The 25,146-nt window shown below is 64.9% G+C and carries 21 protein-coding genes and 1 pseudogene; 10 read left to right on the top strand and 12 right to left on the bottom strand.

Annotation, left to right across the window (positions count from 1 at the left end; all coding sequences use genetic code 11):
• Positions 1-166 precede the first annotated feature (166 nt).
• Positions 167-2,452, bottom strand: a complete 2,286-nt coding sequence (locus HLH36_RS03480; RefSeq protein WP_408871846.1) for a TonB-dependent receptor — start codon at positions 2,450-2,452, stop codon at positions 167-169.
• Positions 2,453-2,640: 188 nt separating this feature from the next.
• Positions 2,641-3,090, bottom strand: a complete 450-nt coding sequence (aac(6'), locus tag HLH36_RS03485) for an aminoglycoside 6'-N-acetyltransferase (RefSeq protein ID WP_182985359.1) — start codon at positions 3,088-3,090, stop codon at positions 2,641-2,643.
• Positions 3,091-3,248: 158 nt separating this feature from the next.
• On the opposite strand from aac(6'), the gene HLH36_RS03490 reads away from it, so the two are divergent.
• From HLH36_RS03490 to HLH36_RS03505, 4 genes are all read left to right on the top strand, one after another.
• Positions 3,249-3,935: an aspartate/glutamate racemase family protein gene (locus HLH36_RS03490; RefSeq protein ID WP_246376394.1), complete on the top strand. Its 687-nt coding sequence runs from the start codon at positions 3,249-3,251 to the stop codon at positions 3,933-3,935.
• A gap of 428 nt (positions 3,936-4,363) precedes the next feature.
• Entirely contained in the window at positions 4,364-4,639 is a 276-nt protein-coding gene (locus HLH36_RS03495) for a hypothetical protein (RefSeq protein WP_246376396.1), read from the top strand.
• Positions 4,636-4,821, top strand: a complete 186-nt coding sequence (locus HLH36_RS03500) for a hypothetical protein (protein ID WP_182985085.1) — start codon at positions 4,636-4,638, stop codon at positions 4,819-4,821. Before HLH36_RS03495 ends, HLH36_RS03500 begins: the two co-directional genes overlap by 4 nt.
• Positions 4,822-4,833: 12 nt before the next feature.
• Positions 4,834-6,009 (top strand): MFS transporter, encoded by a 1,176-nt coding sequence (locus HLH36_RS03505; RefSeq protein WP_182985086.1) that lies wholly within the window; start codon positions 4,834-4,836, stop codon positions 6,007-6,009.
• 15 nt (positions 6,010-6,024) lie between these two features.
• On the opposite strand, the gene HLH36_RS03510 is transcribed toward HLH36_RS03505, so the two are convergent.
• Together HLH36_RS03510 and phnX are read right to left on the bottom strand one after the other, a co-directional pair.
• Positions 6,025-7,140 (bottom strand): TIGR03364 family FAD-dependent oxidoreductase, encoded by a 1,116-nt coding sequence (locus HLH36_RS03510; protein WP_182985087.1) that lies wholly within the window; start codon positions 7,138-7,140, stop codon positions 6,025-6,027.
• Positions 7,137-7,973, bottom strand: coding sequence for a phosphonoacetaldehyde hydrolase (phnX, locus tag HLH36_RS03515; RefSeq protein WP_182985088.1), 837 nt, complete (start codon positions 7,971-7,973; stop codon positions 7,137-7,139). Before phnX ends, HLH36_RS03510 begins: the two co-directional genes overlap by 4 nt.
• Positions 7,974-8,077: 104 nt before the next feature.
• On the opposite strand from phnX, the gene HLH36_RS03520 reads away from it, so the two are divergent.
• Complete coding sequence (locus HLH36_RS03520; protein ID WP_182985089.1) at positions 8,078-8,980, top strand: LysR substrate-binding domain-containing protein; 903 nt, start codon at positions 8,078-8,080, stop codon at positions 8,978-8,980.
• Here HLH36_RS03520 and panB read toward each other — a convergent pair.
• From panB to HLH36_RS03535, 3 genes are all read right to left on the bottom strand, one after another.
• Positions 8,957-9,784: a 3-methyl-2-oxobutanoate hydroxymethyltransferase gene (gene panB / locus HLH36_RS03525; RefSeq protein WP_182985090.1), complete on the bottom strand. Its 828-nt coding sequence runs from the start codon at positions 9,782-9,784 to the stop codon at positions 8,957-8,959. The genes HLH36_RS03520 and panB overlap by 24 nt on opposite strands.
• A gap of 39 nt (positions 9,785-9,823) precedes the next feature.
• A complete protein-coding gene (locus tag HLH36_RS03530; RefSeq protein WP_246376397.1) occupies positions 9,824-10,408 on the bottom strand; it encodes a GNAT family N-acetyltransferase in 585 nt (194 codons plus the stop codon).
• Between the two features lie 70 nt (positions 10,409-10,478).
• The gene (locus HLH36_RS03535) at positions 10,479-11,900 is read right to left on the bottom strand and encodes a helix-turn-helix domain-containing protein (protein ID WP_182985091.1); all 1,422 of its coding nucleotides are present in this window, start codon (positions 11,898-11,900) and stop codon (positions 10,479-10,481) included.
• A gap of 118 nt (positions 11,901-12,018) precedes the next feature.
• On the opposite strand from HLH36_RS03535, the gene HLH36_RS03540 reads away from it, so the two are divergent.
• The 3 genes from HLH36_RS03540 to prpB all read left to right on the top strand — a co-directional run bounded on the left by HLH36_RS03540 (position 12,019) and on the right by prpB (position 15,729).
• Positions 12,019-13,545, top strand: a complete 1,527-nt coding sequence (locus HLH36_RS03540) for an MmgE/PrpD family protein (RefSeq protein ID WP_182985092.1) — start codon at positions 12,019-12,021, stop codon at positions 13,543-13,545.
• A 106-nt stretch (positions 13,546-13,651) separates the two neighbouring features.
• Entirely contained in the window at positions 13,652-14,812 is a 1,161-nt protein-coding gene (gene prpC, locus HLH36_RS03545; RefSeq protein ID WP_182985093.1) for a bifunctional 2-methylcitrate synthase/citrate synthase, read from the top strand.
• A complete protein-coding gene (gene prpB / locus HLH36_RS03550) occupies positions 14,809-15,729 on the top strand; it encodes a methylisocitrate lyase (protein WP_182985094.1) in 921 nt (306 codons plus the stop codon). The genes prpC and prpB overlap by 4 nt, the downstream gene beginning before the upstream one ends.
• A gap of 244 nt (positions 15,730-15,973) precedes the next feature.
• Here the strand turns inward: prpB and HLH36_RS03555 are convergent, their stop codons facing one another.
• The 5 genes from HLH36_RS03555 to HLH36_RS03575 form a co-directional block, all read right to left on the bottom strand.
• Positions 15,974-18,832 carry a TonB-dependent receptor domain-containing protein gene (locus HLH36_RS03555; protein WP_182985095.1) on the bottom strand — a complete coding sequence of 953 codons (2,859 nt, stop codon included), beginning with the start codon at positions 18,830-18,832 and terminating at the stop codon, positions 15,974-15,976.
• Between the two features lie 610 nt (positions 18,833-19,442).
• On the bottom strand, positions 19,443-20,747 hold the full coding sequence (locus tag HLH36_RS03560) for a replication-associated recombination protein A (RefSeq protein WP_182985096.1): 1,305 nt from the start codon (positions 20,745-20,747) through the stop codon (positions 19,443-19,445).
• Between the two features lie 45 nt (positions 20,748-20,792).
• Positions 20,793-21,215, bottom strand: a complete 423-nt coding sequence (gene arfB, locus HLH36_RS03565) for an alternative ribosome rescue aminoacyl-tRNA hydrolase ArfB (RefSeq protein ID WP_182985097.1) — start codon at positions 21,213-21,215, stop codon at positions 20,793-20,795.
• 74 nt (positions 21,216-21,289) lie between these two features.
• Complete coding sequence (locus HLH36_RS03570) at positions 21,290-22,147, bottom strand: glutathione S-transferase (RefSeq protein ID WP_338030395.1); 858 nt, start codon at positions 22,145-22,147, stop codon at positions 21,290-21,292.
• Entirely contained in the window at positions 22,029-22,613 is a 585-nt protein-coding gene (locus HLH36_RS03575) for a glutathione S-transferase family protein (protein ID WP_182985099.1), read from the bottom strand. The genes HLH36_RS03570 and HLH36_RS03575 overlap by 119 nt, the downstream gene beginning before the upstream one ends.
• A gap of 103 nt (positions 22,614-22,716) precedes the next feature.
• Here HLH36_RS03575 and HLH36_RS03580 point away from each other — a divergent pair, with 103 nt between their 5' ends.
• Positions 22,717-23,697, top strand: coding sequence for a LysR family transcriptional regulator (locus HLH36_RS03580; RefSeq protein ID WP_182985100.1), 981 nt, complete (start codon positions 22,717-22,719; stop codon positions 23,695-23,697).
• 232 nt (positions 23,698-23,929) lie between these two features.
• Positions 23,930-25,144: pseudogene (locus tag HLH36_RS03585) on the top strand (cation:proton antiporter).
• The last annotated feature ends 2 nt before the right edge of the window (positions 25,145-25,146 follow it).

The following is a 25,146-nucleotide window of genomic DNA, read 5'->3' on the forward strand; positions in this document are numbered from 1 at the left end:
ATCAATCTCTCAGATTGAGCGCATCAAGGTCCTGCGCGGCCTCTACGAGCTGGATCTGACCGCCGCGGATACGCACCAACTGGACGAGGCGCGCAGCGCACGAAAATAGGGTTTGAGAAATGCAGCGGCAGCAGCGGCCGACGCCGCCGCCCGATGGTCAAGCCTCTCAGAACCCGCAGGACACCCTCCCACCGATAAAGCGCGGCGAACCGGGAATATAGAGATAGGTCGTCGTCGCCTGCCCGCCGGAGGTGAAATACTGCCGGTTCAGGATGTTCGACGCATAGACCGTGACCAGCCAGCGGTCCGACGCGGGCCGGAACGTGACATGCGCGCCGAGCAGGAAATAAGGCGGCAGGCGATAGAACCCCGTCCCGCCCGGCGTCATGGCCTGCGCACCGCGATAGACCCAGTTGGGCCCGAACTCGACCGCATAATGGGGGCTGACCGCCTGCCGCCAGTCGAGCTGCCCGTTCAGCGTCAGCTTCGGCTGCCCGTTATCCACACCCGAGAAATTGTCGGTGATCGCCTTCCACACGCCATTCCGCGCGTAATAGGCATTCGTCTTCGCGCGGTTGACGGTCGGGAAATTCTGGAAAATGCCCCGCTGCCAGCCGAAATTCTGGGTGAGGAACAGATGGCGGAACGGGTGCAGGTCGATTGTGCCCTCGAACCCCCAGCTTTCGGATTTCGGCACATTGGTCAACTGGCTCAGCGGTCCGTAATTCGGAATCAGGATCGTGCCGAGAATCTGCTGGTTGTGAAAATCGTTGTAGAACGCGGCGGCATTGATCCGCAGCACGTTGGGGATCGGGTCGCTCTTCAGCCCCAGCTCATAGGTCAGTACGGTTTCGGGCCTGAAGGGATCGAGCTGCGCCTGGACCTGCGTATTGTTGGCGGTAAACCCGCCGGGTTTGAAGCCCTTGCTCATCTTGTAATAGAGCAGGACATTGCGCGTCGCCTGCCACGACACGCCCACCTGCCCCGCGAACTGCGCCGCCGCCGTGCTCTCGCCGTGGAAATCCAGCGTGCGCCCGCCATAGATCCGCGAGGTCAGCCCGGTGATCGCCCGGTCGTCGATCTCATGCAGCAGGCCCACGAACAGCGTCACATTCCGCGGCAGGCGGTAGCTGACATGGCCGAACTGCGACGTGGCCTCCTGATTCAGGCCGAAGGTGGAGACCTGCATATAGCCACGGGCCGGCAGGTAATCCGTATAGTCGAACGGAAAGGCCTGATTCATGCGCGAGCGCTGGTAATACGCGCCGACCACCCATTGCAGCCTGTCTTCGGCGTGCGTGCTCGCCAGCCGCACTTCCTGCGTAAAACTGTTGGCCGCAACGGTGCGATAGGCATCCGCCTGCGCCGCCGCCGTCGCGTCCTGATCGGTGAACTCGGCCTCCCGCTCAGTCTCGAAGGCGCTGATCGCGGTCAGGGCGACGGGGCCGAAATCATGGGCAACATGCAGGTCCGCGCCCCAGAACCAGTTATTCTCGCTGGGCTTCAACCCGTTCTGGCGCCCGATCACGTTGGTAAACGCGTCCTTCGCCGACCATTCCGTCTGCGTCCAGCCCAGATGCGGGATCGGCGCCGAGCCGATCAGGCGCGCAATGGGCATGCCCCCCACCACCTCGCTCTGGTCGCGCACCACATGGCCCGACAGCATCACCGTCGTCCGCTCATCCGGCGTCCATTTCAATTTCGCCCGCAGCGCCCAGCTATCGGCATCGCCCAGATGGGCGCCATTCAGCGGATTGGTCTGCCAGCCGCCCCCCTGCCGCACCTGCCCGGCAAGGCGGAAGCTCAGCCCGTGAGCGATCGGCCCCGAGACATAGGCATCGCTGCGGCTGCGCGCGTAGGAGGCAATATCCTCGCTGGCACCATAATGGAACGTATCGGTCGGGTCGTTCGTCCGCAGCATCACCTCGCCACCGGTGGCCGACTGGCCATGCTGGGTGCCAACCGGGCCTGGAGTCACGGTCACGTCCGCCATGTCGAACATCAGCCCGGAGGCCATGGTCGAATAGGGATAGGCCACGTCGTCCACATAGGTCACGACCGGCCCCATATTGTTCTGGGTAAAATCGTTGAAGCCCAGGCCGCGCAGATAGAAATTGGTCGAGGCAGTACCGTTGATCGTCTGCACCGTCAGGTTCGGCGCCACATATTCCAGCCCGCGCAGATCCACCACGCCCCGTTCGGTCAACCGCTCCGCCGTCACGCGCGTATCGGCATCGGGCAGATGCTGTGCGGCTTCATGGGTAAAGGCGCGACGGATACCGCTGACCTCGACCGCCTCGGATGCCGGGCTGGCCGGATGCGGCACCGACTTCACAGCCGCCGGCCGGCGCGGCGCGGCCTGCGCCGCCTGACCCGTCGGTTCAGCCCGCACAGGGCCGGCCGCCAACAACAGGGCCACACTCATGCAAACCCCGGCGGAACCGGCCGCCATCAGCCGCGTGCCCGTGTTCCGCTGTGTCTTACGGTCCATGGTCATGCGGCCTTCCATCGGGCGTCGTTCACGGTTGTTCATAGCGGCAGGGCTATGACGCATCACGCACGCGAGAGCAACACGCTTCGATCGCCTTCCGTATCTTCCATGCAATGGGGCTTTTCGGCTCTGAACCGTTCCGACAGGTCTCAGTGCAACTCGCGCCGGAAGAAGACGACTCGTTCGGTTTCACAAAATCCAAGCGCCTCGTGCACCGCGTGGCTGTCCATATTACCGGCATCAGCGTCCGACGCGATTTCCGAACATCCGCATGCCCGCGCCCACGCGACGACCTGGTCAATCAGCCGACGCGCCACGCCGTTTCGGCGCATGTCCGGGCACACATAGAGGCCTTCGACAAAAGCAACGGGCGACGTCGTGCACCCATTCACATAATCATGCCTCAGCGCAGCCTCCACGAAACCAACGCACGCATCTCCTCCGGCAACCGCCAGAAAGGCCACATGGTCGACACTTGAAGATGCCAGGGCCTCTTCAATGTCCCCTCGATGCCGGGCAATCGTCTCGGACGGCCACAATGCCGTCCGCATGGTCGCGTAAGCCTCGATATACCTTTCGGCCACAGGCAGGATTTCCATCGCCCATCCTTCCCACACCTTTTCCGACAGCATGATCTGCCTCAACACGGCACGCAACGCCTGCGCCCCGCACCGTCAGGGGTCACAAGCCGCCGTTTCGCCCTGAGTCCATTCGCGATAAGGAACGGAAAGACCTGATCCTCGGAGGCACCATGCGGATGATTGGCCTGATTGGCGGCATGAGCTGGGAAAGCTCGGCGGAATATTATCGTATCCTGAACCAGGGCGTGCGGGACCGCCTGGGCCCGACAGCATCTGCCCGCTGCCTGCTATGGTCGTTCGATTTCTCCGAGATCGAAGCCTTGCAGCATCGGAACGACTGGGAGGGCCTGACCGCCCGCATGGTCGATGCCGCCCGGCGCCTCGAAGCCACCGGTGCGGACATGCTGCTGATCTGCACCAACACCATGCACCGGATGGCACCCGACATTCAGGCGGCGGTCCGCATCCCCCTGCTGCACATCGCCGATCCGACAGCCGCACATATCAAGGCGGCCGGGTTCCGGAAGGTGGGCCTGCTGGGCACCGCCTTCACGATGGAGCAGGCATTCTATAAGGACCGCCTGTCCGGACGTCACGGCCTGGATGTCATTGTGCCCGGCGCGCAGGACCGCGCCGAGGTGCACAGGATCATTTATGAAGAGCTGGTGGCCGGAACGATCAGCCCGGCCTCCCGTGCCATATACCGCGAGATCATTGCCCGACTCGTCGAAGACGGCGCCGAAGCGATCATCCTCGGCTGCACCGAAATCATGCTGCTGGTGCGCCCTGAAGACAGCCCCGTTCCCCTCTTCGATACCACCGCGCTGCACGCGCAGGCAGCGGTCGCCGAGGCGCTGGCCTGACCGGACAAGGCGATCGCGATCGCGATCGGCATAATTATTCTCAATAACCCCAAGTGAGGCCCATCAACGCTGATGGTGGACCATGCCCCCTTCCCTTTCCCATGCCAGACAGGCCCTTTTTCTTGCCTCCGCCCTGCTGCTGTTCGTGGGCACCACCGCCTCCGCATCCTCCGTCCCCGACCAACCGCTCCCTCACGACAAGCTGCGCCATCACCCTCATGACGCAAAGCCCTATGCCCACGGCAAGCATAAGGCGACAACCGAGGAAATCGAGGTCTCCGGCACACGCCGCGCGCTGCTGGCCCGGAACGGCACCGCCGCCACCAAGACCACAACGCCCATCGGGCAGCCCCCCAGAACATCATTGGCCTCGCTGTTCCTGAAGCGCGATTTCCACCTCACCACCAATCTCCGGCATCGGCGGCGGCGTGCGCTATACCGGCAACACGGCCGGCGCCCTGCCCGAGACCTTCGCGGTGCCAAGCCAGGTGGTCTGGTACCTCGTCGCCCATGTCGATTACCGGCGCACGTCCATCCAGTTCAACGGCACCAACATCGCCGATCGCCATTATGTCGCGATCTGCACCCGCTCCGTCGCCTGCTCCTGGCCCCCCGGCCGCGCCGTCTCGCCTATCGCTGGTAGAGGCACGCAAAAGCCATTCGTTGATCCATTGCGGCAGACAGCGTACAGATGTTCGCAATGATTGAACTCTTCGCGAACACCCAGCTCAGGGCCCTGCGGCTGACGGGAAAACCGAGGACCGACGCATGGTTTCATGATCGCTGCCCGATGCATACGGCAGATTTGTTGCGCAAAGAAATCATTCACACCGCAAAACGAACAAGGGCCGATCGCGCCCGGATCTTTGAAATCCCCATCCTGTAGGAGAAAAGCCCGTTGTCGAAAGCCAATGGTTCGTCCGGTCTTGCGCTGTTGTCCCTGGCCTGCGGGGCTTTCGCAATCGGAGTGACCGAATTCACCCCCATGGGGCTGCTGCCCGTCCTGGCAGACGGAGTCCATGTCAGCGTGCCCAAGGCAGGCAGCCTGATCAGCGCCTATGCCTTCGGCGTGATGGGCGGCGCGCCGTTCGTCACCCTGTTTCTGGCGCGCTATCCGCGCAAATATGCGCTGATCGGGCTGATGATCCTGTATGCGATCGGCAACCTGACCTCCTCCGTCAGCGGCGACTACATGCAGTTGCTGCTGTCGCGCGTCCTGACCAGCATGGCACACGGGGCGTTCTTCGGGCTGGGGGCGGTGGAGGCGGCAAGCCTGGTCGCGGCCAACCGCCAGGCCAGTGCGGTCGCCAGCATGTTCATGGGCCTGACCGTCGCCAATATCTTCGGCGTGCCGGCGGCAACCTGGCTGGGTGACACGCTGGGCTGGCGCAGCGCATTCGCCGCCATTTCTGTGCTGGGGATAGTCGCGGCGGCGGCGCTGTCCCTCGCCCTGCCATTGGCCGAGGCCGGCCCCAGGCCGGACGCGGCGGCCGAGATGAAGGCCATCATGCGCCCGAACGTGCTGATGGCGCTGGGCGTCACGGTGATCGGCGCCGGGGCGATGTTCGAACTCTATACCTATATCGTGCCGATGCTGGAGCATATCACCCACGCGGGGCCGACCCTGACGACGATCGCGCTGATGCTGATCGGCGTCGGCTTCAGTATCGGCAACGCCATCGGCGGCCGCGCGGCAGACCGGTCGCTGGCCGGCACGCTGCTGGTGTTCTTCCCGATCCTCGGCCTGATCATGCTGGCCTTTCCCTTCGCGGCGCAGACGCCGGCCGGGGCGCTGATCGGGGTCCTGCTGTGGGGCGTCGCCAGTTTCTCCCTGATGCCGGCTCTGCAGATGCGCACCATGCAGGCCGCGCACGACGCGCCGGGCCTGGCCTCGTCGGTCAATATCGGCGCCTTCAATCTGGGCAACGCGCTGGGCGCGGCCCTGGGCGGGGCCGTCCTGTCCCTGGGGTTCGGATATCCGATGGTCTCCGCCGCCGGCCTGGGAATCAGCCTGCTGGGCGTGGTGCTGGTCCTGCTGTCCCGTACGGGCCGCCTGTCACCGCAGGCCGAGTGACGCGCATCCCGCCCTCTACCCCCACAGATCGGCCAGCGTCTCCTCGGCGATGCCGAACGAAGTGCTGGCCCCCGTGCCGCTGCTGACGATCACCAGCCGCACACTGTCCGATATCCGCTCCATCAGCATGGTCTCGGGGCCACTGGCATAGGTGCCGGTCCAGCGCGACACCACGGGCGGTGTCGCCCGATGGACGCAAGCATGTTCTGACAGGATCAGATCATCGACCCGTTCGTCCGAAAACGGGTCCGGCTGGTCGGCATAGACATGGGAATCCCCCACGATCTGACTGCCATCGGCGGCCCGCACTGCAATCAGGTGAATCCCCGCCGCCAGATAATCCAGCTGCTCCGCCTCCAGCCGCGCCATCAACGCCGCATGACCCGCGAGATGGTGGTAGCCGCGATACCGCCCGACGCCGAGGTCAGACATCACCGCCGGCTGCGCGGCATCGATGCCACCGGGCGCCAGGCGCATCATCTGCAGCTTGCAGCGGGTCAGGCCGTGGGGCCGGATACGGTCGGGAAACAGCGTGTGGAAATCGTCGCCGGGGCAGACAATGGCCGCATCGGCATGGATCGTGCCCCGACTGGTCTCCAGGCGCGGAGGCGCCACGGAAAAGACGCTTGCCCCGCGCAGGAACGTCACCCCGTGCCGTTCCTCCAGCCAGCGCGCCAGACGCGGAATGGCCTCATGCGATTCCACCCGCAATTCATGGGGCGAATAGAGCGCGCCCAGCATGGCCTCGCCGCGCAGCCCCGGCCATGCCGACAGCGCCTCGCGGCTCAGCAGCGTACAGCCCGCGCCCATCTCGTCCCGACGAAAGGCTTCCAGTACCGCCATGGTCTCCGGCCGGCGCCCCAGCACCAGCAAGCCCCGCTGATGCACCGCAATTCCGGCATCGGGCGCGATCTCGGCCCAGATGTCGCGGCTGCGCCGCGCATGCCCCCAGGAACGGCCGCGTTCCTGCCCGGTGACGGTAATGAACCCGAAATTACGGATCGAGGCCCCATTGGCGGCCAGGTCCCGATCGATGACGATCACGCGCCGCCCCCGGCGGGCGGCAATCAGCGCATGGGCCAGGCCGCAAATGCCGGCACCGACAATGGCAAGGTCGTATCCGGCGGTCATGGAAAGGTCCGCAACTCGGTATCGGGCCGCTCGCCGGCCGCCAACCGCGCATCCAGCCGTTCCACCACGGCGGGCAGGTCGGCCACGCCGTCGATCACCTCATGCGCCCCGGCTTCCAGCAACACGGCGCGGGCACGCTCGCGCCGGGCGGCGAACTCATCGGGCGACATGGCCGCGATCTGCTCCTCGGTGCAGCCGAACACATTGCCCGAGACCGCAACCCCGACGCTCCACGCCCCGGCATTCCGCCCTTCGGCAACGCCGACGATCGTGTCATCGACCTTCACCGCCCGCCAGGCCGGCCAGACATTCAGCGCGATCATGTTCCTCCACAGCATCAACGGGCCCGGACGGCCGGTTTGCGTCTCACCGGCACAGACCAGACAATCCACCTCAACCCCCTGATTGCGGGCGACGGGCAGGATTTCCTCCATGATCTCGCGCGTGTAGCCGGTGGTCGATCCGATCCGCAGCCCGCGCCGGCGCAGTTCCGCGACACACTCCGCGGCACCGGGGATCAACACCGCGTGGCGCGCCGCCACCGCGATGTTGCGGGGGACAAAAGCCTCGTAAACCCGATCGATCACCACATCGCCCGGTGCATGGCCATACATCTCCGCCCAGGCGGCGGCGATGCGCGGCTGGTTGAGCAGGGCGGCGACATGCGGGCGCTTGGCCAGCCCCATCGGGCGCCGTGCTTCCTCGATGTCGATCGAAAGGCCAAATCCGGCAAAGGTTTCGACAAACGCCGCCATGGGCGCGAACGATCCGAAATCGACCAGCGTTCCAGCCCAGTCGAAGATAACCGCCTCGATGGAAAAATGCCCCGCCATGCGCCCCGCTCCGCATTCGACACAGGCACCATAACGCGCTGGCGGAAGCACAATAAAATCGATAATAACGATCATCCTATCGATCGAATTTATGGATCAGCGACATGCAATACGTGCAGTTGCGGGCGGTGCAGGCGGTCGCGACCCATGGCGGCTTCTCCGCCGCTGCCTCGGCGCTGGGGCTGACCCAGCCCGCGATCTCCGACCAGGTTCGCCGCCTGGAACAGGATTATGGCTGCGTGCTGTTCCATCGGCGCGGACGAACGGTCGAACCGACCGAATTCGGCCGCCGGCTGCTGGCCGTCATCCAGCCGATCTTCGAGGCCGAACGCCAGGCGGCAGCCCTGCTGTCCCAGGCGGCGGCACTGGAATTCGGCACCCTGTCCATGGTGTCCGACGCGCCGGACCTGGCAGTGTCCCTGATCGCCGCCTTTCGCGCACGTCACCCCAATATCGGCATCACCCTGGCCATCGCCAACGCCGATACCTGCCTCGAACGGCTGCATACGGCCTCGGTCGATGTCGCGGTCACGGCGGCGGCGGCGGTCGATGCGCGGCTGCACGCGCAGACGCTGCGCGCGGACACGCTGATCGCGCTGGTCCACAAACAGTCCGACCTTGCCGCCCGCAAGAGCGTGTCGTTTTCCATTCTGGCCAAACGCGGCATGATCTTTCGTGAACCCCGCTCCGCCACCCAACGCCTGCTGGCCGGCGAGCTGCAACGCCACGCGATCAGTTGCACCCCCACCCTGACGGTGGACGGGCGCGAGGCGATGGTGGAAGCCGTTGCGGCCGGGCTGGGCGTGGGCGTGATCGCGGCCAGCGAATATGGCGGGCGGCGCGGCGTGCGCGTGCTGCCGATCAGCGATTGCAGCGTGCGCATGGTCATCTCCCTGCTCGCCCCGCGCGAACAGGCGGCCTCGCGCCTGATCGGCGAACTGTTCACCGTCGCGCGGACATTGGAGCGGGCTCGCGCGGCCGCTTCAGCCCCCAAGCGCGCGGGATAGTTCCTCCGGGTCCATGCCACTGCTCTGCGCCACGGTGGGAAAGGCGCCAGACCGCACATCGCCCACATAGGCCCGCAACGCCTCCTCGATCGCCGTGCCGATATCGGCATACCGCTTGGCATGGCGCGGCGACTTGCCGGGAAACAGGCCCAGCAGATCGTGCCAGACCTGCACCTGCCCGTCGCACCCCGCCCCGGCGCCGATGCCAATGACCGGAATGCGCAGCCGCCGCGTCACCGCCGCCGCCAATGGCGCCGGCACCAGTTCCAGCACCAGGGCAAAGGCCCCGGCATCCTGCAGCGCCAGCGCATCCTCCACCAGCCGCCGCGCCGCCTCCGCCTGCCGCGCCTGCACCCGCAGGCCCAGCGTGTGCTGCGCCTGGGGCGTCAGGCCCAGATGCCCCATCACCGGCACGCCCAGTTCGGTCAGCCGCCGCACCGTCGGGGCGATGGAGATCCCGCCTTCCAGCTTCAGCGCCTGCACCCCGGCCTCCTGCATCACCCGCCGGGCCGAGGCGATGGCGTCGCCCTCCGTCGCATAGGTCAGGAACGGCAGGTCGGCCACCACCAGCGCCCGGCTGCTGCCGCGTACCACGGCCCGCGCATGGCGGATCATGTCGTCCAGCGTAACCGGCAGGGTGGTGTCGGCCCCATGGACCACCATCCCCAGCGAATCCCCAACCAGCAGCATCGGCACCTCCGCCCGCTCGGCCAGCGCGGCGGATGGGTGGTCATAGGCCGTCAGCATGGCAATCCGCTGCCCGGACTCCTTCATGGCCTGAATGTCGAAAACGGTGATGCGCATGATACGATCCATGAAATGGCCTGGTTGATGAACAGATGATCAGGAAACGGAAGCAACCGGCCGCCGCATGGCGCACCGTCGCGCCGCCGGCAGGCCATGCGCAACCTCGGCAGCCAGCATGCCCCACAGGCGCGGCGTCAAGGCCGCATCGGGCAGGATCGTAAAACCGGCCCGTGCATAGAACGGCGCATTCCACGCCACGTCGCGAAACGTCGTCAGGGTCACGGCCACCATGGCCTCCTTTGCGGCATGGGCAGCCGCATGTTCCAGAAACGCCCGGCCCAGCCCCCTGCCCTGATAGTCCGGCGCCACCGACATCTCCCACACATGCAGCACGGCCCGGCCGGCATCGGTGCCATCGCCATCCTCCGTCGCCGCACGGGCGGTCAGGAAACCGGCAATATCCGCCCCATCGGCGGCCACCCAGCAGGTTCCGGCTTCAATGGCCGCCAGATGCGCCTCCGCCGGCATCACGCCGTCATCCGCAAGCCAGGCCAGATCGGGAATGGTGCGAAACAGCGTGCCCGACGCCTCTTCCACCGCCGGCAACAGAGCGGCCTCATCCCGCCGGGCCGGCCGGATCTGCCAGTCACCACCCATCGTCCATTCTCCCGGTTCCGGCATCGTCCTTTTCATGACGCCGTGCATGAAACGGACCCGCCACGCCGTCAATCCACCCGGGACCGGCACAGCCTCACGGCGCCACCATGTGATAGGGCACCACCCCCCGCTCCTCGCTGCCCGCGTCGATGCCAAAGCCCGTGGCCGGGATCGCCCGATGCCGGCAATCGGTGCGGATGCAGGCGCGACACCCCGGCCCGATCGGGATCACCATCCGGTCGTCCCGCAGGTCCAGCCCGGCCGAATAGACCAGTTCCGGCGCATGCGACACCGCACAGCCCAGCACGATCGCCACCAGGCGCGGCCGGTCGAAATAAGAAACCGGCGAATGCCCCACCGTCCGCGCAACGCTGATATAGACCGCATCGTCGGTGGTGCGCGACATCTGGACATGCAGCTTGCCGGGCGCCGAAAAACATTCGAACACATTCCATTGCGCGCACAACCCGCCGAACCGCGCACGACTGAAACGGGTAGCGCTGTAACTCTTCAGCACATTGCCGGCGATATCGGTCTTGATGAAATAAAACGGAATCCCCTCCGCTCCCGGCCGCTGCATGGTGGACAGCCGGTGGCACACCTGTTCGAAGCTCACGCCGAACTGCCGCTGCAACAGGTCCAGATCATGCCGCGTCTGCCGCGCCGCCCGCCGGAAACGCTCGTACGGCAACAGCAGCGCCCCGGCGAAATAATTGCTCATTCCCACCGTGGCCAATGCGCGCGCGTCCGCGCTGCCCAACCCCGACCGACGCACCGGCCGGGCCAGAACCTGCCCATAATCCAGCCGCCCGATCACCTGCGCCAGCCAGAAGGCCGTACTCTCCGGCGGCACGCCCCCGGTGACCGCCAGCCGTCGCGCCCGCCGGTCGAACCGCCACATCACCCCCTGACTGTCGAGCGCGGCATCGGTCACGATCCGGATATCATGCCGATCGCGCAGATAGCGCCCCAGCATTTCGGCCGGCCCGCCTTCCTCCAGCCGCGCGGACTCGTACAGCGCCTCCGCCGCCCGATCGATCTCGTCGAAATAGTTCCGCTCGGCCTGCACCCAATCGCCCACCGCGTCATACGATCCGGTGCCGGGCTGCGGCGCCGGCGCAGCGGCCCCGGCCTGCCCTCTCTCCTCCTGCAACGCCCGAAAGGCGCGATACAGCGTCACGAACTGATCGCACAGCCACGGCGCGCCCCGCACCGCCTCCTGCACCTGCCGAGGCGAGGGCATGGCGCTGAACAGCGGGTCCCCCAGGATCTCGCGCAACACCTGCATGCGCTGGATATCGCCGCTATCGCTGAACCATGTCGGCTCGACCCCGAACAGCGTGCAAAGTTTTAACAGAATTCCCGGCGTCAAAGGCCGCTGGTCATTCTCGATCTGGTTGAGATAACTCGCCGAAAGACCAAGCGCCGTCGCCACCCCCTGCTGCGATTGGCCATTTCTCGCGCGAAGATCACGAATTCTCGACCCCGCGAAGATCTTCTCGCCCGCCGTCGCCATCTTCGCATCCTTCGCAAAACCAGCACCGGACCGTGGCACCATTTTGCCCGGATCGCCATTCCCGAATGCGCGAGAATGACAATACTCCGCAGCAAGGCCCCCAAAGAGGAACCAAGCCATGCGCCAGTACGACATCACCGTCCACCCCGAGAGCGACCGCCTGCCGCGCAACGCGCAACTGGCCTGGCAGATCGCCGAAATCGCCGCCGATCCGGTCGCCATCCTCCCCGATGTTACCGAGATGATCATCAATCGCGTGATCGACAACGCTTCGGTCGCCATCGCCTCGGTCAACCGCCACACGGTGGTCAGCGCCCGCGCCGAAGCCCTGGCCCATGCCCGGCCCGGCGGCGCCACCCTGTTCGGCTGCGGGCCGGAGGTGCGCGTCCACGCCGAATGGGCCGCCTGGGCCAACGGCACGGCAGTGCGGGAACTGGATTTCCACGACACGTTCCTGGCCGCCGAATATTCCCACCCGGGCGACAATATCCCCGCCATCCTCGCCGTGGCCCAGCAATGCGGCCGCTCGGGCGCCGAACTGGTGCGCGGCATCGCCACCGGCTACGAAATCCAGATCGACCTGGTGCGGGCCATCTGCCTGCACAAGCACAAGATCGACCATGTGGCCCATCTCGGCCCCTCGGTCGCGGCCGGCATCGGCACCCTGCTGGGCCTGCCCACCGAGACCATCTACCAGTCGATCCAGCACGCCCTGCACGTCACCACCGCCACACGGCAAAGCCGCAAGGGCGAGATCTCATCGTGGAAGGCCTACGCCCCCGCCCATGCCGGCAAGATGGCGGTCGAGGCCGTGGACCGCGCCATGCTGGGCGAAACCTCCCCCAGCCCGATCTATGAAGGCGAAGACGGCGTGATCGCCTGGATGCTGGACGGCAAGGGCGCCCATTACCGCGTCGCCCTGCCCGAGGCCGGCGAAGCCAAGCGCGCGATCCTCGACAGCTACACCAAGGAACATTCTGCGGAATATCAAAGCCAGGCCCTGATCGACCTCGCCTTCCGCCTCGGCGCCGACGTCCGCGCCGCCGGCCGCAACTGGGACGACGTGAAGGACATCCTGATCGAAACCAGCCACCACACCCATTACGTGATCGGCACCGGCTCCAACGATCCGCAGAAATTCGACCCCGACGCCTCGCGCGAGACGCTGGATCATTCGATCATGTATATCGTCGCCGTCGCCCTGCAGGACGGCGCCTGGCACCATGTCCGCTCCTACGCGCCCGAACGCGCGCAACGCGCCGACACGGTGCGCCTGTGGCGCAAGATCCACACGGTCGAAGACCCGAAATGGACCGCCCGCTATCACGCCGACGACCCGGCGATCAAAGCCTTCGGCGGCCGCATCACCATCACCTTCAATGACGGCACCAGGCTGGACGGCGAACTGGCGGTCGCCAACGCCCACCCGCTGGGCGCCACCCCCTGGACCCGCCCCGACTATATCCGGAAATTCCGCGTCCTGACCGAAGGCATCCTTCCCCCCGCCGAAATCGAACGCTTCCTCGACGCGGCACAGCGCCTGCCCTCCCTGCGCGCGGACGAACTGCGCCAGCTCGAAATCGCCCTCCCGCCGGAGGCGCTGAAAGCAACCGACCGAACCGGCATCTTCAATTTCCCCGCATGAAAGACTGACCCCGCCCGCCCCTCAACGAACAGGGGTGAAGGGGACGACCGTCCCCTTCCGGGTGCAGGGCAGGGCCCTGCGAAAAGGCACAATAAGGAGACGTGACATGACCCAAGCGTCCAAGCCCAAGAAATCCGTCGCCCTCTCCGGCATCACCGCCGGCGAAACCGCACTCAGCTCCGTCGGCCACGCCGGCAACGAGCTGCATTATCGTGGCTATGATATCAAGGATCTGGCGGAATCCTGCGAATTCGAGGAAGTCGCCCACCTGCTGATCCACGGCCACCTGCCCGACACCGCCGAACTGGCGGAATACAAGGAGCGACTGCGCTCGCTGCGCGGCCTGCCCGTCCGCCTGCGGCGCCTGCTGGAGGATATTCCAGCCGCCGCCCACCCGATGGACGTGATGCGTACCGGCGTCTCCGCCCTGGGCTGCATCCTGCCCGAACGCCGCGACATGAACCCGGTGGGCGCGCGCGAAATCGCGGACCGCCTGCTGGCCTCGATGGGATCGGTGCTGCTGTACTGGTATCATTTCTCGACCAACGGCAAGCGCATCGATGTCGAAACCGATGACGACACCATCGGCGGCCATTTCCTGCACATGTTGCACGGCCACGCGCCCCCGCCTGAGTGGGTCAGCGCCATGCATGCCTCGCTGATCCTGTACGCGGAACATGAATTCAACGCCTCGACCTTCGCCAGCCGCGTGGTGGCCGGCACGGGGTCGGACATGTATTCCGCCGTCACCGCCGGCATCGGCGCGCTGCGCGGCGCGCGCCACGGCGGCGCCAACGAGGTCGCGCTGGAAATCCAGCAGCGCTACCAGACGCCCGACGAGGCCCAGGCCGATATCCTGCGCCGGCTGGAAAACCGCGAAGTCGTCATCGGCTTCGGCCACCCGGTCTACACCATCGCCGATCCGCGCAACGAAGTGATCAAGCAATGGGCGGAACGCCTGTCGGCCCGCAGCGGCGCCATGCGCCTCTACACCGTCGCCGAGCGGGTCGAGCGCGTGATGGCCGAACGGCGCAACATGTTCGCCAATCTCGACTGGTTCAGCGCCGTTTCCTACAACATGATGCGCATCCCCACCGCCATGTTCACGCCGATCTTCGTCATCGCGCGCCTGACCGGCTGGAGCGCCCACGTCATCGAACAGCGCGAGAACGGCAAGATCATCCGCCCCTCGGCCGCCTATATCGGCCCCGACAAGCGGCCCTTCACCCCCCTGCACCAACGCGGCGGACTGGAGAAAGCAGCATGATCTACCTCACAGGCGGCGCCACCAACGGCGAGGCGGCAGGCCGGCGCTTCCGCGCCCTGCTGCAATCCCCCGATATCCTGCAACTGCCCGGCGCCCATAACGGCCAGGCCGCGCTCCAGGCCAAGGACGCAGGCTTCAACGCGCTCTATCTCTCGGGCGCGGCCATGACGGCCAGCATGGGCCTGCCCGATCTCGGCATCATCACCATCGACCAGGTCACGTTCTTCATCCGCCAGATCGTCAACGCCACCGGCCTGCCCCTGCTGGTCGATGGCGATACCGGCTACGGCGAAGTGCTGAACGTGATGAACATGGTCCGCACCTTCGAGGATGCCGGAGCGGCGGCCGTGCATCTGGAAGACCAGATCCTGCCCAAGAAATGCGGCCACCTGAACAACAAGAAACTCGCCACCCCGCACGACATGGCCCTGAAGGTCGGCGCCGCCCGCAAGGCCGCGCGCGATCTGGTCATCATCGCCCGCACCGACGCGGCAGCCAGCGAAGGGATCGACGGCGCCGTCGCCCGCGCCAAACTCTATATCGAAGCCGGCGCCGACGCGATCTTCCCCGAAGCCCTGACCACGGCCGACATGTTCCGCGAATTCGCCCGCCGCATGCCTGGCGTCAAACTGCTCGCCAACATGACCGAATTCGGCCGCACTCCCTTCTTCACCGCGAAGGAATTCGAGGAAATGGGCTACCACATGGTCATCTGGCCCGTCAGCTCACTCCGCGTCGCCAACAAGGCCCAGGAAGACCTCTACACCACCCTCCGCCGCAACGGCAGCACCGAGGCCATGCTGCCCCACATGCAAACCCGGGAATCCCTCTACCGCACATTGCGCTATCACGAGTACGAGGCGCTGGATCAGTCGATCGTCGAAACCATCCTCCCCACGATCAGCGAACCGGCCTGAACTGCCACATCGCAGGGCGCTGCCCTGCACCCGGAAGGGGACAGTCGTCCCCTTCACCCCTGCTCGTTGAGACCAGATGGCCTTGAGTGAGGAAAGACCTCCCCACGCATTGCACCGGCTTCCAGAACACGCATCCGTAGATCGTCACTCAATGCACGCGCCATCATCGATCGACATGATGCGCGGCGCACCGACGCATGGAAGACGTACGCCGACTGTCCGGCGCACGTTCCAATGCAGGCTCTCAAAAATGGACCTGCGCCTTGAGGTACATATATCGTCCCGCATAGTCATACATGTCGGGCGAGGTGTTGTAGGAGCCGTTGGCATAGAAGTTCGGGTCGCGGCCGCCGATATTCTTCACGCCGGCGGTGATGCTGTAGCGGTCGCCGTGATAGGTGACCATCACGTCATGATAGAAGGCCTGGTTCGTCTTCCACCATTCCGACACGCCCGGCCCATAGGACGAGCTGGGATAGTAATTGAACCCGTCGATGAACCGCAGCATGTAGGTGAAGTCCCAGCGGCCGTGGCTGAACGTCGCCGTGCCGTTGGCAACCCATTTCGGCGGGCCCGCATCGGTGCCCAGGTAGCTGATCAACGCCTGGCCATCCTGGCTCTGCTGCTTGTAGGACGTGACATCCTGGATGTCGGCCCCGAAGCGCAGCGCGTTCACGAAATCGATCGGCTGGTAGTAGCTGGCGTTGATGTCGATGCCGTCTTCGATGAAGGCGCCGGTATTCTCATGCAGGCGGGACACCGGATAGAGCTGTCCGTCTATATCGCGGCCGTGCAGGATCGAGCAATAGCTGCTCGACAGGTTCGAACTCTCGTAGCACCCGTTCAATTCGGTCGACAGCGACGGGTAGCCGATCGCCTCGGTGATGTGGGTGTGGAAATAATCGATCGTGGCGGTGAAACCGGGCAGGAAGCGCGGTGTCACGATCGTGCCGATCGTATAGGTGCGTGACAGTTCGGGCTGCAGTTCGGCATTGCCGCCAGTCTCGTATTTCAGCGATCCATTGGTCTGCTTGAAGCTCGACGGATTCACGCCCTGCGCGCGGCAGTTGGCGATAATGGTCGACTGCACCCCGGCCGGATAGGTCGAGACATAGGCACAGGGATCGCGTGTTCCCGTCAGGCTGACGACCTTGGCCCTGTACAGATCCTGGATGGTCGGGGCCCGAAAGCCGGTGGCGATGTTGGCACGGACGCTGATATCGCGGGTCGGCGCATAGATCAGGCCGGCATGCCAGTTATAAGTCTGGCCGAACGTGTCGTAATTCGAGAACCGACCCGACACCTCGGCGGACAGCGCCTTGGCCATCGGCAGGTCCTTCAGCAGCGGAATGCTGAGTTCGCCGAACACTTCGGTGACGTTATAGCCGCCGCCCGTATTGCCACGGACCAGGTTGGAATTGAGTCCCGCCGCATCTTCCCACGAGGAATGGAAATAGCCGTCGAGGCTGCGATGTTCCACGCCCAGGGCGATACCCAGCGGGCCGTAGGGCAGCTTGGCGAGATGCTTGTTCGCGACGGTGAACTGCACGTCGCGCATCTCCTGCCCCGAAGGCTCGACATCGGTGAAGCCGATATAGTTCCGCGCCGCCTGGGACATCGTGCCGCTGAACGGATTCCACGGCGCGCATCCCGCGATGCTGGAACACAGGTTGGGATCGTAATACCCCGTCGTTGATCCCGCGCCGCCGGTCTGGTGAAAGCCCAGAGCGTTTTCCATGTTGCGCCAGTTCACGTCTTCGCTCTCGCTGTAGCTCGTGGCGGTCTTGCCGTACGAGAAGAAGAAATCGTAAGTCCAGCCATGGGTGCTCGGCAGGTCGCCCTTCGCGCCGCCGGTGAACTGGTAGTAGTTGATGCTGTCGTAGTCGTAGCGCCGGCCGAGATCGAACATGCGATCATACAGCGCCACGTCCTCGCCGAAGGGATTCCCCGGCTCGCCGGCCGGCACCACCATCGCACCCGAATTGCCCGTCAACGTCGTGACGGGGGTCGCGATATACATCGGCGTGCCGACGCTCTGCGTCTGGGTGTGGCTGTAATTCGCCGTCATATAGAGTTGCAGATGGGGGTTGACGTCGTAATGTCCGGTAACGGCCAGGGTCCCGACCTGCTGTTCGGAAATGATCTGGTTGTCCTGCGAATAATCGTAATTGTCGTTCCAGCTATAGGGACTGTAGGTACCATCTCCGTTCGAGATCACGGATCGGGCCACGCCGTCACTGGACGCTGCCAGCGGCCGGCCGCCATTGACGGCGGCATAGACGGGCCGGGGTCCGTACTGCGATCCGAAATATTGCGCTTGGCCCGGCGGATTGTTGACCTTGGCTTCCTGCATCGCCCATTTGCGTTGATCCGCGGCCATCGGCGCCTGGTAGTTGTACGAACCTGCGATCGTGAAATTGCCGCGATCGTGATCGAAGTTGAATCCGTGCGCCATCGTCAGCGCTGCCGTCTGGTCGTCGCCGTACTCGCTGACGCCGCCGTTCGCGGTAAAGGTCGTGCCGGTGAAATTTTTCTTCAGGATGATATTGACCACGCCGGCAATGGCGTCGGACCCGTAGGTCGTGGATGATCCATCCTTCAGGATTTCGATCCGGTCGATCATCGCCGGCACGATGGCATTCACGTCCGGACAGTCGACCGCCCCATTGCCGTTGACCATGCGGTGCCCGTCCACCAGCACCAGCGTGCGCGCCGTGCCCAGGCTACGAATGTTCAGGCACGATCCGCCCGCATTGCTGAACGTGCTGCCCGAAAAGCCCATCGACGGAATATGGGCGAAGATGTCGCCCGTGGTCATCGACGAGGATTGCTGGATCTGCTCGCTGGTGATGACCGTCACCGGCTGGATCTCGGCCGTTTCCTTGGCACCCAGATGAGTACCGACGACGCTGATCGTCTCGCCGGTGCTATCCAGCTTCGACGTGACCTTGGTCTTCTTCGCGGACTGGTCGTTGATGGCTTGACCCGTCGTCGTACCGGGCATCGAGATGATCTGCGCGCGGGCATCGAACGCCCAGCCAAGACTGAGTGCCGATATGCCGAAAAGAAGCCATTTTCTCGAACTGTTTCCAGACATTCTCATGAACGGCCTCTTCCCTACATATTTTCATTACGATACAGAATTCTTTACCTCGCCTCTTTCCATGTCTATTTCAAAATGATTCGCCGTCGATAACCCCCAGTTAAGGGCGGCCTGTTGAATGCCACTGAGAACCGGGTTCTTCCGCAGAGTGTATGCTGCTGAGGCTTGTACGGGATCGGGATTTCGACGGCGATCCGATGGCTTCGGCGTGAGCGCGAGAGCGGCGAACGGGTGGCGCGCCTACGCGGTCGTGCCTTACAGGCCTATGCCGAGCCCGCTCTCGACGCCGAGACCAGGCGATCTCGTCGTGCTGGACCATATGCCCGCTCATAAGGTTCCGGGGACACGGAAGGCCATAGAGCAAGCTGACGCACGGCTGATGTTCCTGCCCCCTACAATACGGATTTCAACCCGACCGAAATGGCATCCGCCGCGTTCGAGGCTCCGTTACGGGCCAAGGCAGCAAGAGCCGTCACCGCGTAGTGGGACGCTGCGGGATCAGTTTTCGATGTTTTCATTCCTGACGAATGCGCCAACGTCCTTACCGCCGCAGGATATGAACCGGAATAAACCAGAATAAAATGGACACGCTCCAGGTGCGCAGCTGCCTTTATTGCCCCCCCTTGCGCGCCTGCATCTCCCCCGTCACCCGCTGCCAATACTCATCCGCCCGCTTCTCGAACGTCCCCGCATCACGCGCATCACTCTGATAAAGCGTCCCCTTCGGGATCGGCGAATAAACCTGCTCCACCCAACCACGCGGGTCATCATGCGGAAACCGATACCCGACATGCCCCAGCGACGCCGCGCCCTTGTAATGCGCATCGCGCAGATGCAGCGGCACGGCGGCCGGCGGATTGTTCGCCACGAACTGCATCGCCGCGGCAATCCCCCGGCACGCCGAGCCCGATTTCGGCGCCCGCGCCACATGCAGCGCCGCATGCGCCAGCACGATCTGCGCTTCGGGATACCCGATCTTCTCGACCGCCTGCATCGCCGCCACGGCAGTCTGGAGCGCGGCATTATCGGCCAGGCCCACATCCTCCGACGCATGGATCATGATCCGCCGCGCGATATAGCGCGGGTCCTCGCCGCCATGAATCAGGCGCGCCAGCCAGTACAGCGTGGCATCGGGGTCGGACCCGCGCATGGATTTCACGAACGCCGAAACCACATCGTAATGCGCATCGCCCGACCGGTCATGATTGACGGGCGCCGCCGCATAAGCCTCATCCACCATCGCATCGGTGATCGTGACCCGCTTCGCATCATGCCCGACCGCGAGGCTTTCCAGCGTCGTCAGCGCCCGCCGCGCATCGCCGCCCGAACGACCGGCAATCCGGCGGACCTGCGCACCCGTCAGCGAGACCTCGATCCCCTCCCCCCGCAGATGGTCGACGCCACGCCGCACCACCTGCTCCATCTCTTCGAGCGTCAGCGGCTCCAGCTTCAGGATGGTCGAGCGCGAGACCAGCGCCGGCGTCAGCACATGATAAGGATTGCCGGTCGTGGCCCCGATAAAATCGGCCGTACCCTCCTCGCAGATGGCCAGCAGATCATCCGCCTGCGTCGCCGAAAAGCGCTGCACCTCATCGACGAAGATCAGCAGCGGCACCATCCGCGCCTCATCCGCCAGCTTGCGAATGTCCGCAACCCCGCTGCGCGTCGCGTGCAGCGGGCGAAAATTCTTGCCGAGCATGTTCCCCACCGCCCGCGCGATCGAGGTCTTGCCCACCCCCGGCGGCCCATACAGAATCACGCTGCCCAGCGCCCCACCGGCAATCCGCCGCCGCAGGATCGAACCGCGCGCGACCGCCCCCGGCTGGCCGATCACGTCATCCAGCGTCGCCGGGCGCAACTGCGCGGCAAGCGGCATCCGCCCCAGTGCCACCCCACGGTCAAAAAGGTCGCTCATCCCTCACCCCAGACACGGAATTCCCCGGAACGACACAAGCTGCGCCTAATCATCGAACCGCCCGGAACGCCCGCGCTTGATGCCCGCCCGGTGCGCCTTGCCGTCCAGCCGGCGCTGGCGGGCCGCACGGCCGGGACGGGTGGCCACACGAAAAGCGGGGCGATGCGCCGCCTCGCGGATCAGTTCGGCCAGCCGTTCAATGGCATCCTCGCGGTTGCGTATTTGCGTGCGAAAGCGCCGGGCGGTGATGACGATCACCCCATCCCGCGTGGCACGGCTGCCCGCCACCTCCAGCAGCCGGGCGCGCACTCGCTCGGGCAACGAGGGCGAGCGCGCGGCATCGAACCGCAATTGCGCCGCCGTGGCCACCTTGTTGACGTTCTGCCCACCGGGGCCGGACGCAAGGATATAGCTGACCTCCAGCTCGGACTCGGCCAGGGACAGTCCGGGAAGGATCGGGATTGCCATGCGCGCGGCATAGCATGTTTTGCGCCCCCGCGCGTGCTATTCCCCACCTTGGCGCAGGGCGCCAACCTGCCCCTTCACCCCTTGTCGTGAGAGACAGGATGTTCCGGGTGACCAGTCATCCGACTGCTTTCAGGCTTGCCGTCCGACTGGTCCGGCAGCTCGAACATATCGATGATTTCGGCTTCATCCTGTCCGGAAACAAACCACTCCCGCACCAGTGGATGCGCGAGCATCCGCTCCAGATACGTCGCGGCGCCCCCCTGCAAGGAAACACCATAGGTCTGAAATCGAGAGGCCACCGGCGCGAACATGATATCGGCGGCATTGAAGCGCCCGAACAGCCAGGGCCCCTCGGGATGACTCCCCGCCGTCTTCCATATCGCCGCCACGCGCGCAATATCGTCTTCGACAGCCTGCGTCCGCACGGCCCGCCGATTGCGCCCCCTCGCATTGACCGGCATCGCCTCCCGCAGCGCATTCAGGCCCGAATGGACCTCTCCGGCATAGCTGCGTGCCCTCGGCCGCAGGAAGCGGTCGGCCGGCCAGAGGGCAGGATATTGCTCGTAAAGATATTCCACGATCGCAAGCGTGTCCCAGATCGGGAAGCCGTCGACGCGCAAAACAGGCACAAGGCCAGTCTCGCCGCCACGTTCAATGACGCACGCCCGGGCGCCCTTTACATAAAGCGACTGGATCGTCTCTTCGAAAGGCACGCCAGCCAGACGCAGCAGCATCCACGCCCGCATCGACCATGACGAATAATTCCTGTTCCCCAGGATGATCTCCAACGCCATCAATTCGTCCTCCAGAAGATCAGATCCAGGGCATCGGCAGAAAGCCGGGCAGAACCTCGACACGCAGGAGCCATGCCCGCACGTTCGGATAGGGCTCCAGCGACACATGGCCTTCCGGAGCGTGGGCGACATAGCCATAGCAGGCAAGATCCGCGATCGTCGGATGGCGCGCGGCCAGGAACGTCCGGTCGCCAAGATGCGCGTCCATGAACGCCAGCAATCGCTCGGCGCGCACGCACGCATCGGCGGGCTCGCCCGAGCGTTGCCACAGCGCCACCATACGAGCGGCAGCCGGCCCTTGCCTCAATTCCCCCGCCGCAATCGAAAGCCAGCGCTGAACGCGCGCCGCACCTACCGGATCGTCCGGCAGCCACAAGGTGCCCGCGCCGTAGGCCTTGGCCAGATAGACCAGAATGGCATTGCTGTCGGCCAGCACCAGATCACCGTCACACAGGATCGGAATCTGTCCGAGCGGGTTCAGACGCAGCAATTCCGGCGTCGGACCGGAAACGATCTCGAACCTGTAATCGATGCCGAGCATCGACAGAAGCAATTGTACGCGATGCACATGGCCTGAAAGAGGCATGCCGTAGAGAATCATCATCGGTGCGATCTTTTGCTATGGTTGCTCCAGGGTCACTGTTTTGTCCGAACATGGCGATACGCTATCCTGGCACGACAGTCTTTCGGATGATGGAAGAATAGCGTTGGACCGCCTGGATGAACTGGCAGTGTTCGTTGCCGTGCTCGACTCAGGAAGCATGGCGGCGGCGGCGCGACGCCTACATCGCTCTCCTCCCAGCATCAGCCGTATCCTGGCAGGGCTGGAGCAACGACTGGGCGCACGCCTGATCGATCGCACGACGCGACGCCTGGCTCCGACCGAATTCGGCCGTCACTTCGCCATGCAGGCGCGGGATCTCATCGCGCAATACGAAGCGCTGACCCAGGCAGCCACGCATGAGGCCGATCAACCCGCCGGCATGCTCCGGATCACGGCCCCGGCGACATTCGGGCGCCGCCACGTGGCCCCCATGCTTGCGGATTTCCTGGCACGGTTCGAAAGGGTCCGGGCCACATTGGTGTTGTCGGACCGCAATCTCGACCTGATCGAAGACGGTCTGGATGTCGCCATCCGCATCGGCACACTGACCGATTCAACCCTCGTGGCCCGCAAAGTGGGCAGCGTCGGGCGCATTCTGGTTGCCAGCCCCGCCTATCTGGAAAAACGGGGCACGCCGCGATCCGTCCGTGGCCTGGCGAACCATGACAGTATCCTCATCGAAAGCCGGCCTGTCGCGCGGGAATGGCGCTTCGCCTCAGGCCCACACGACCGTGAGCAGCATCAGGTCATACGATTGACTCCGCGCGTCCTGGCCAATGACGTCGAAGGCGCCATCGCAATGGCACGCGCAGGATTGGGCATCGTGCAGGTTCTGTCATACCAGGTGACGGAGGAACTCTCGGCGGGCCACCTCGTCAGGCTCCTGCCGGAGGCAGAACTTCCCCCCACCACGGTACATCTGATCAGCACCTGCACTTCCCATCGGCCCGCGAAAACGACCGCCTTTCTCGATTTCGCGGCGAACGCGCTGGAACAGCGTCTCCAGGTCATATCCCGCTCATCGAACCCGCCTGCCCCGGCCATGTCGCCACCCGGCAATCACGAGATCGAAACAAGACAATAACGCATAAAAATATGATCATTATATAAATGTGAATGATAAAGATGCCTCTCGCACCTCACGAATAGAACACTCTATTGCGCGATCCGACGCGGCCGCCAGCATGAAACATCCTTCATATTGGTATACGCAATTTGCATAAATGACATACGCTCCGTTAGGGTGTCCGCCGAATGAACCAGAAGAGGTGAGCAATACATAACATTACGGCGCTGATAGCGATGCCGCGGTCTTCGTGCTGCTACCCTGGCTGCTGTGGCGCCTGACGCGACGCGCCCTGCCCATCGCGGTACTGCCGATCCCGATCGGCATCCTGCTGGCGGTCTGGCACGTTCCCGTCGGCAAACTGGGTGTCCCGTCGCTCTATGGCGACGATATCGGCTGAGTGGCCGTGCTGATCCTGGCCTTCACCGCCGGGCTCGAGATGTGGCAGCACCCTGGCGAAGACGCCAATGCGGCCCATCGGCTCCCGCCCCAGCCTCTTGGCCGGCTCCTCGGCAGCGCGCTGGTCGCCCTGGGCGGCCCGTTCCTGGTCGGTTCCTTCCTGGCCTATGAATTCTTCCTGCCCCTGGAGGGCTGGCACGCGCCGCATGCCGCGCCATGGGTCGCAGCGGCCTCGATCGGGCTCTGCATGGCCGTCAGCGCGCTGCCGGTGCTCATCGGCGTGGTGCGCGAACTGGAGCCCGCCCAGCGCCCGCTGGGCCAACTGGCGCTCAAGCTCGCCGTGGTCGATGACGCCGCCCTCTGGATCGGTCTGGCAGCACTCCAGTTCGCCGCCAGGGGCAGCGCCGCACTCCATGGATGGACCAGCCTGGAATTCCTGGCGGTCGCGCTCCTCGTGGGGCTGGCGGCCACAGGCAACTGGGCCTCCCGGCATTTCAGGCACCCGCCGGCCTGGGTCATCTGGACCGCCGTGCCGATCTATCTCGCCGCCGGCTCCTGGGCCAGCAAGCAGCTGGGGCTTCACGAGCTGATCGGCGCCTATTTCGCGGGCGCGATCATGCCGCCCAGCTGGGTGCGCCGCCTCCCCATCGAATGGGCCGGGACCTTCGCCCTGATCTGGCTGGCGCCGATGTTCTTCGGGCATAGCGGCCTGCGCATCGATGGCGATGCGCTTACCTGGCCGTCTGTCCTCGCCTCGCTGGCACTGGTGGCCGTCTCGATCGTGACGAAGATCGCGGCCATCTATATCTGCCCCCCGGCGGCGGGCCTGACACGCCGGCAGACCTTGGGCGTCGGCGCCCTGCTGCAATGCAAGGGGCTGATGGAAATCGTCGCCGCGACCATCCTGCACCAGCAGGGCATGCTCTCCGAATTCGCCTTCGCCGCGCTGGTGGTGGCCGTGATCTCGACCACGCTGACCGGGCCGATGCTCCACGCCCTGGCCCCGAAACCGGGCGCCAGGAAACCCGCAACGCTGCCGGCGGAAGTGATCACGGCCAATTCCTGATC

The sequence above is a fragment of the Gluconacetobacter aggeris genome, assembly GCF_014174395.1.
GTDB lineage: Bacteria > Pseudomonadota > Alphaproteobacteria > Acetobacterales > Acetobacteraceae > Gluconacetobacter > Gluconacetobacter aggeris.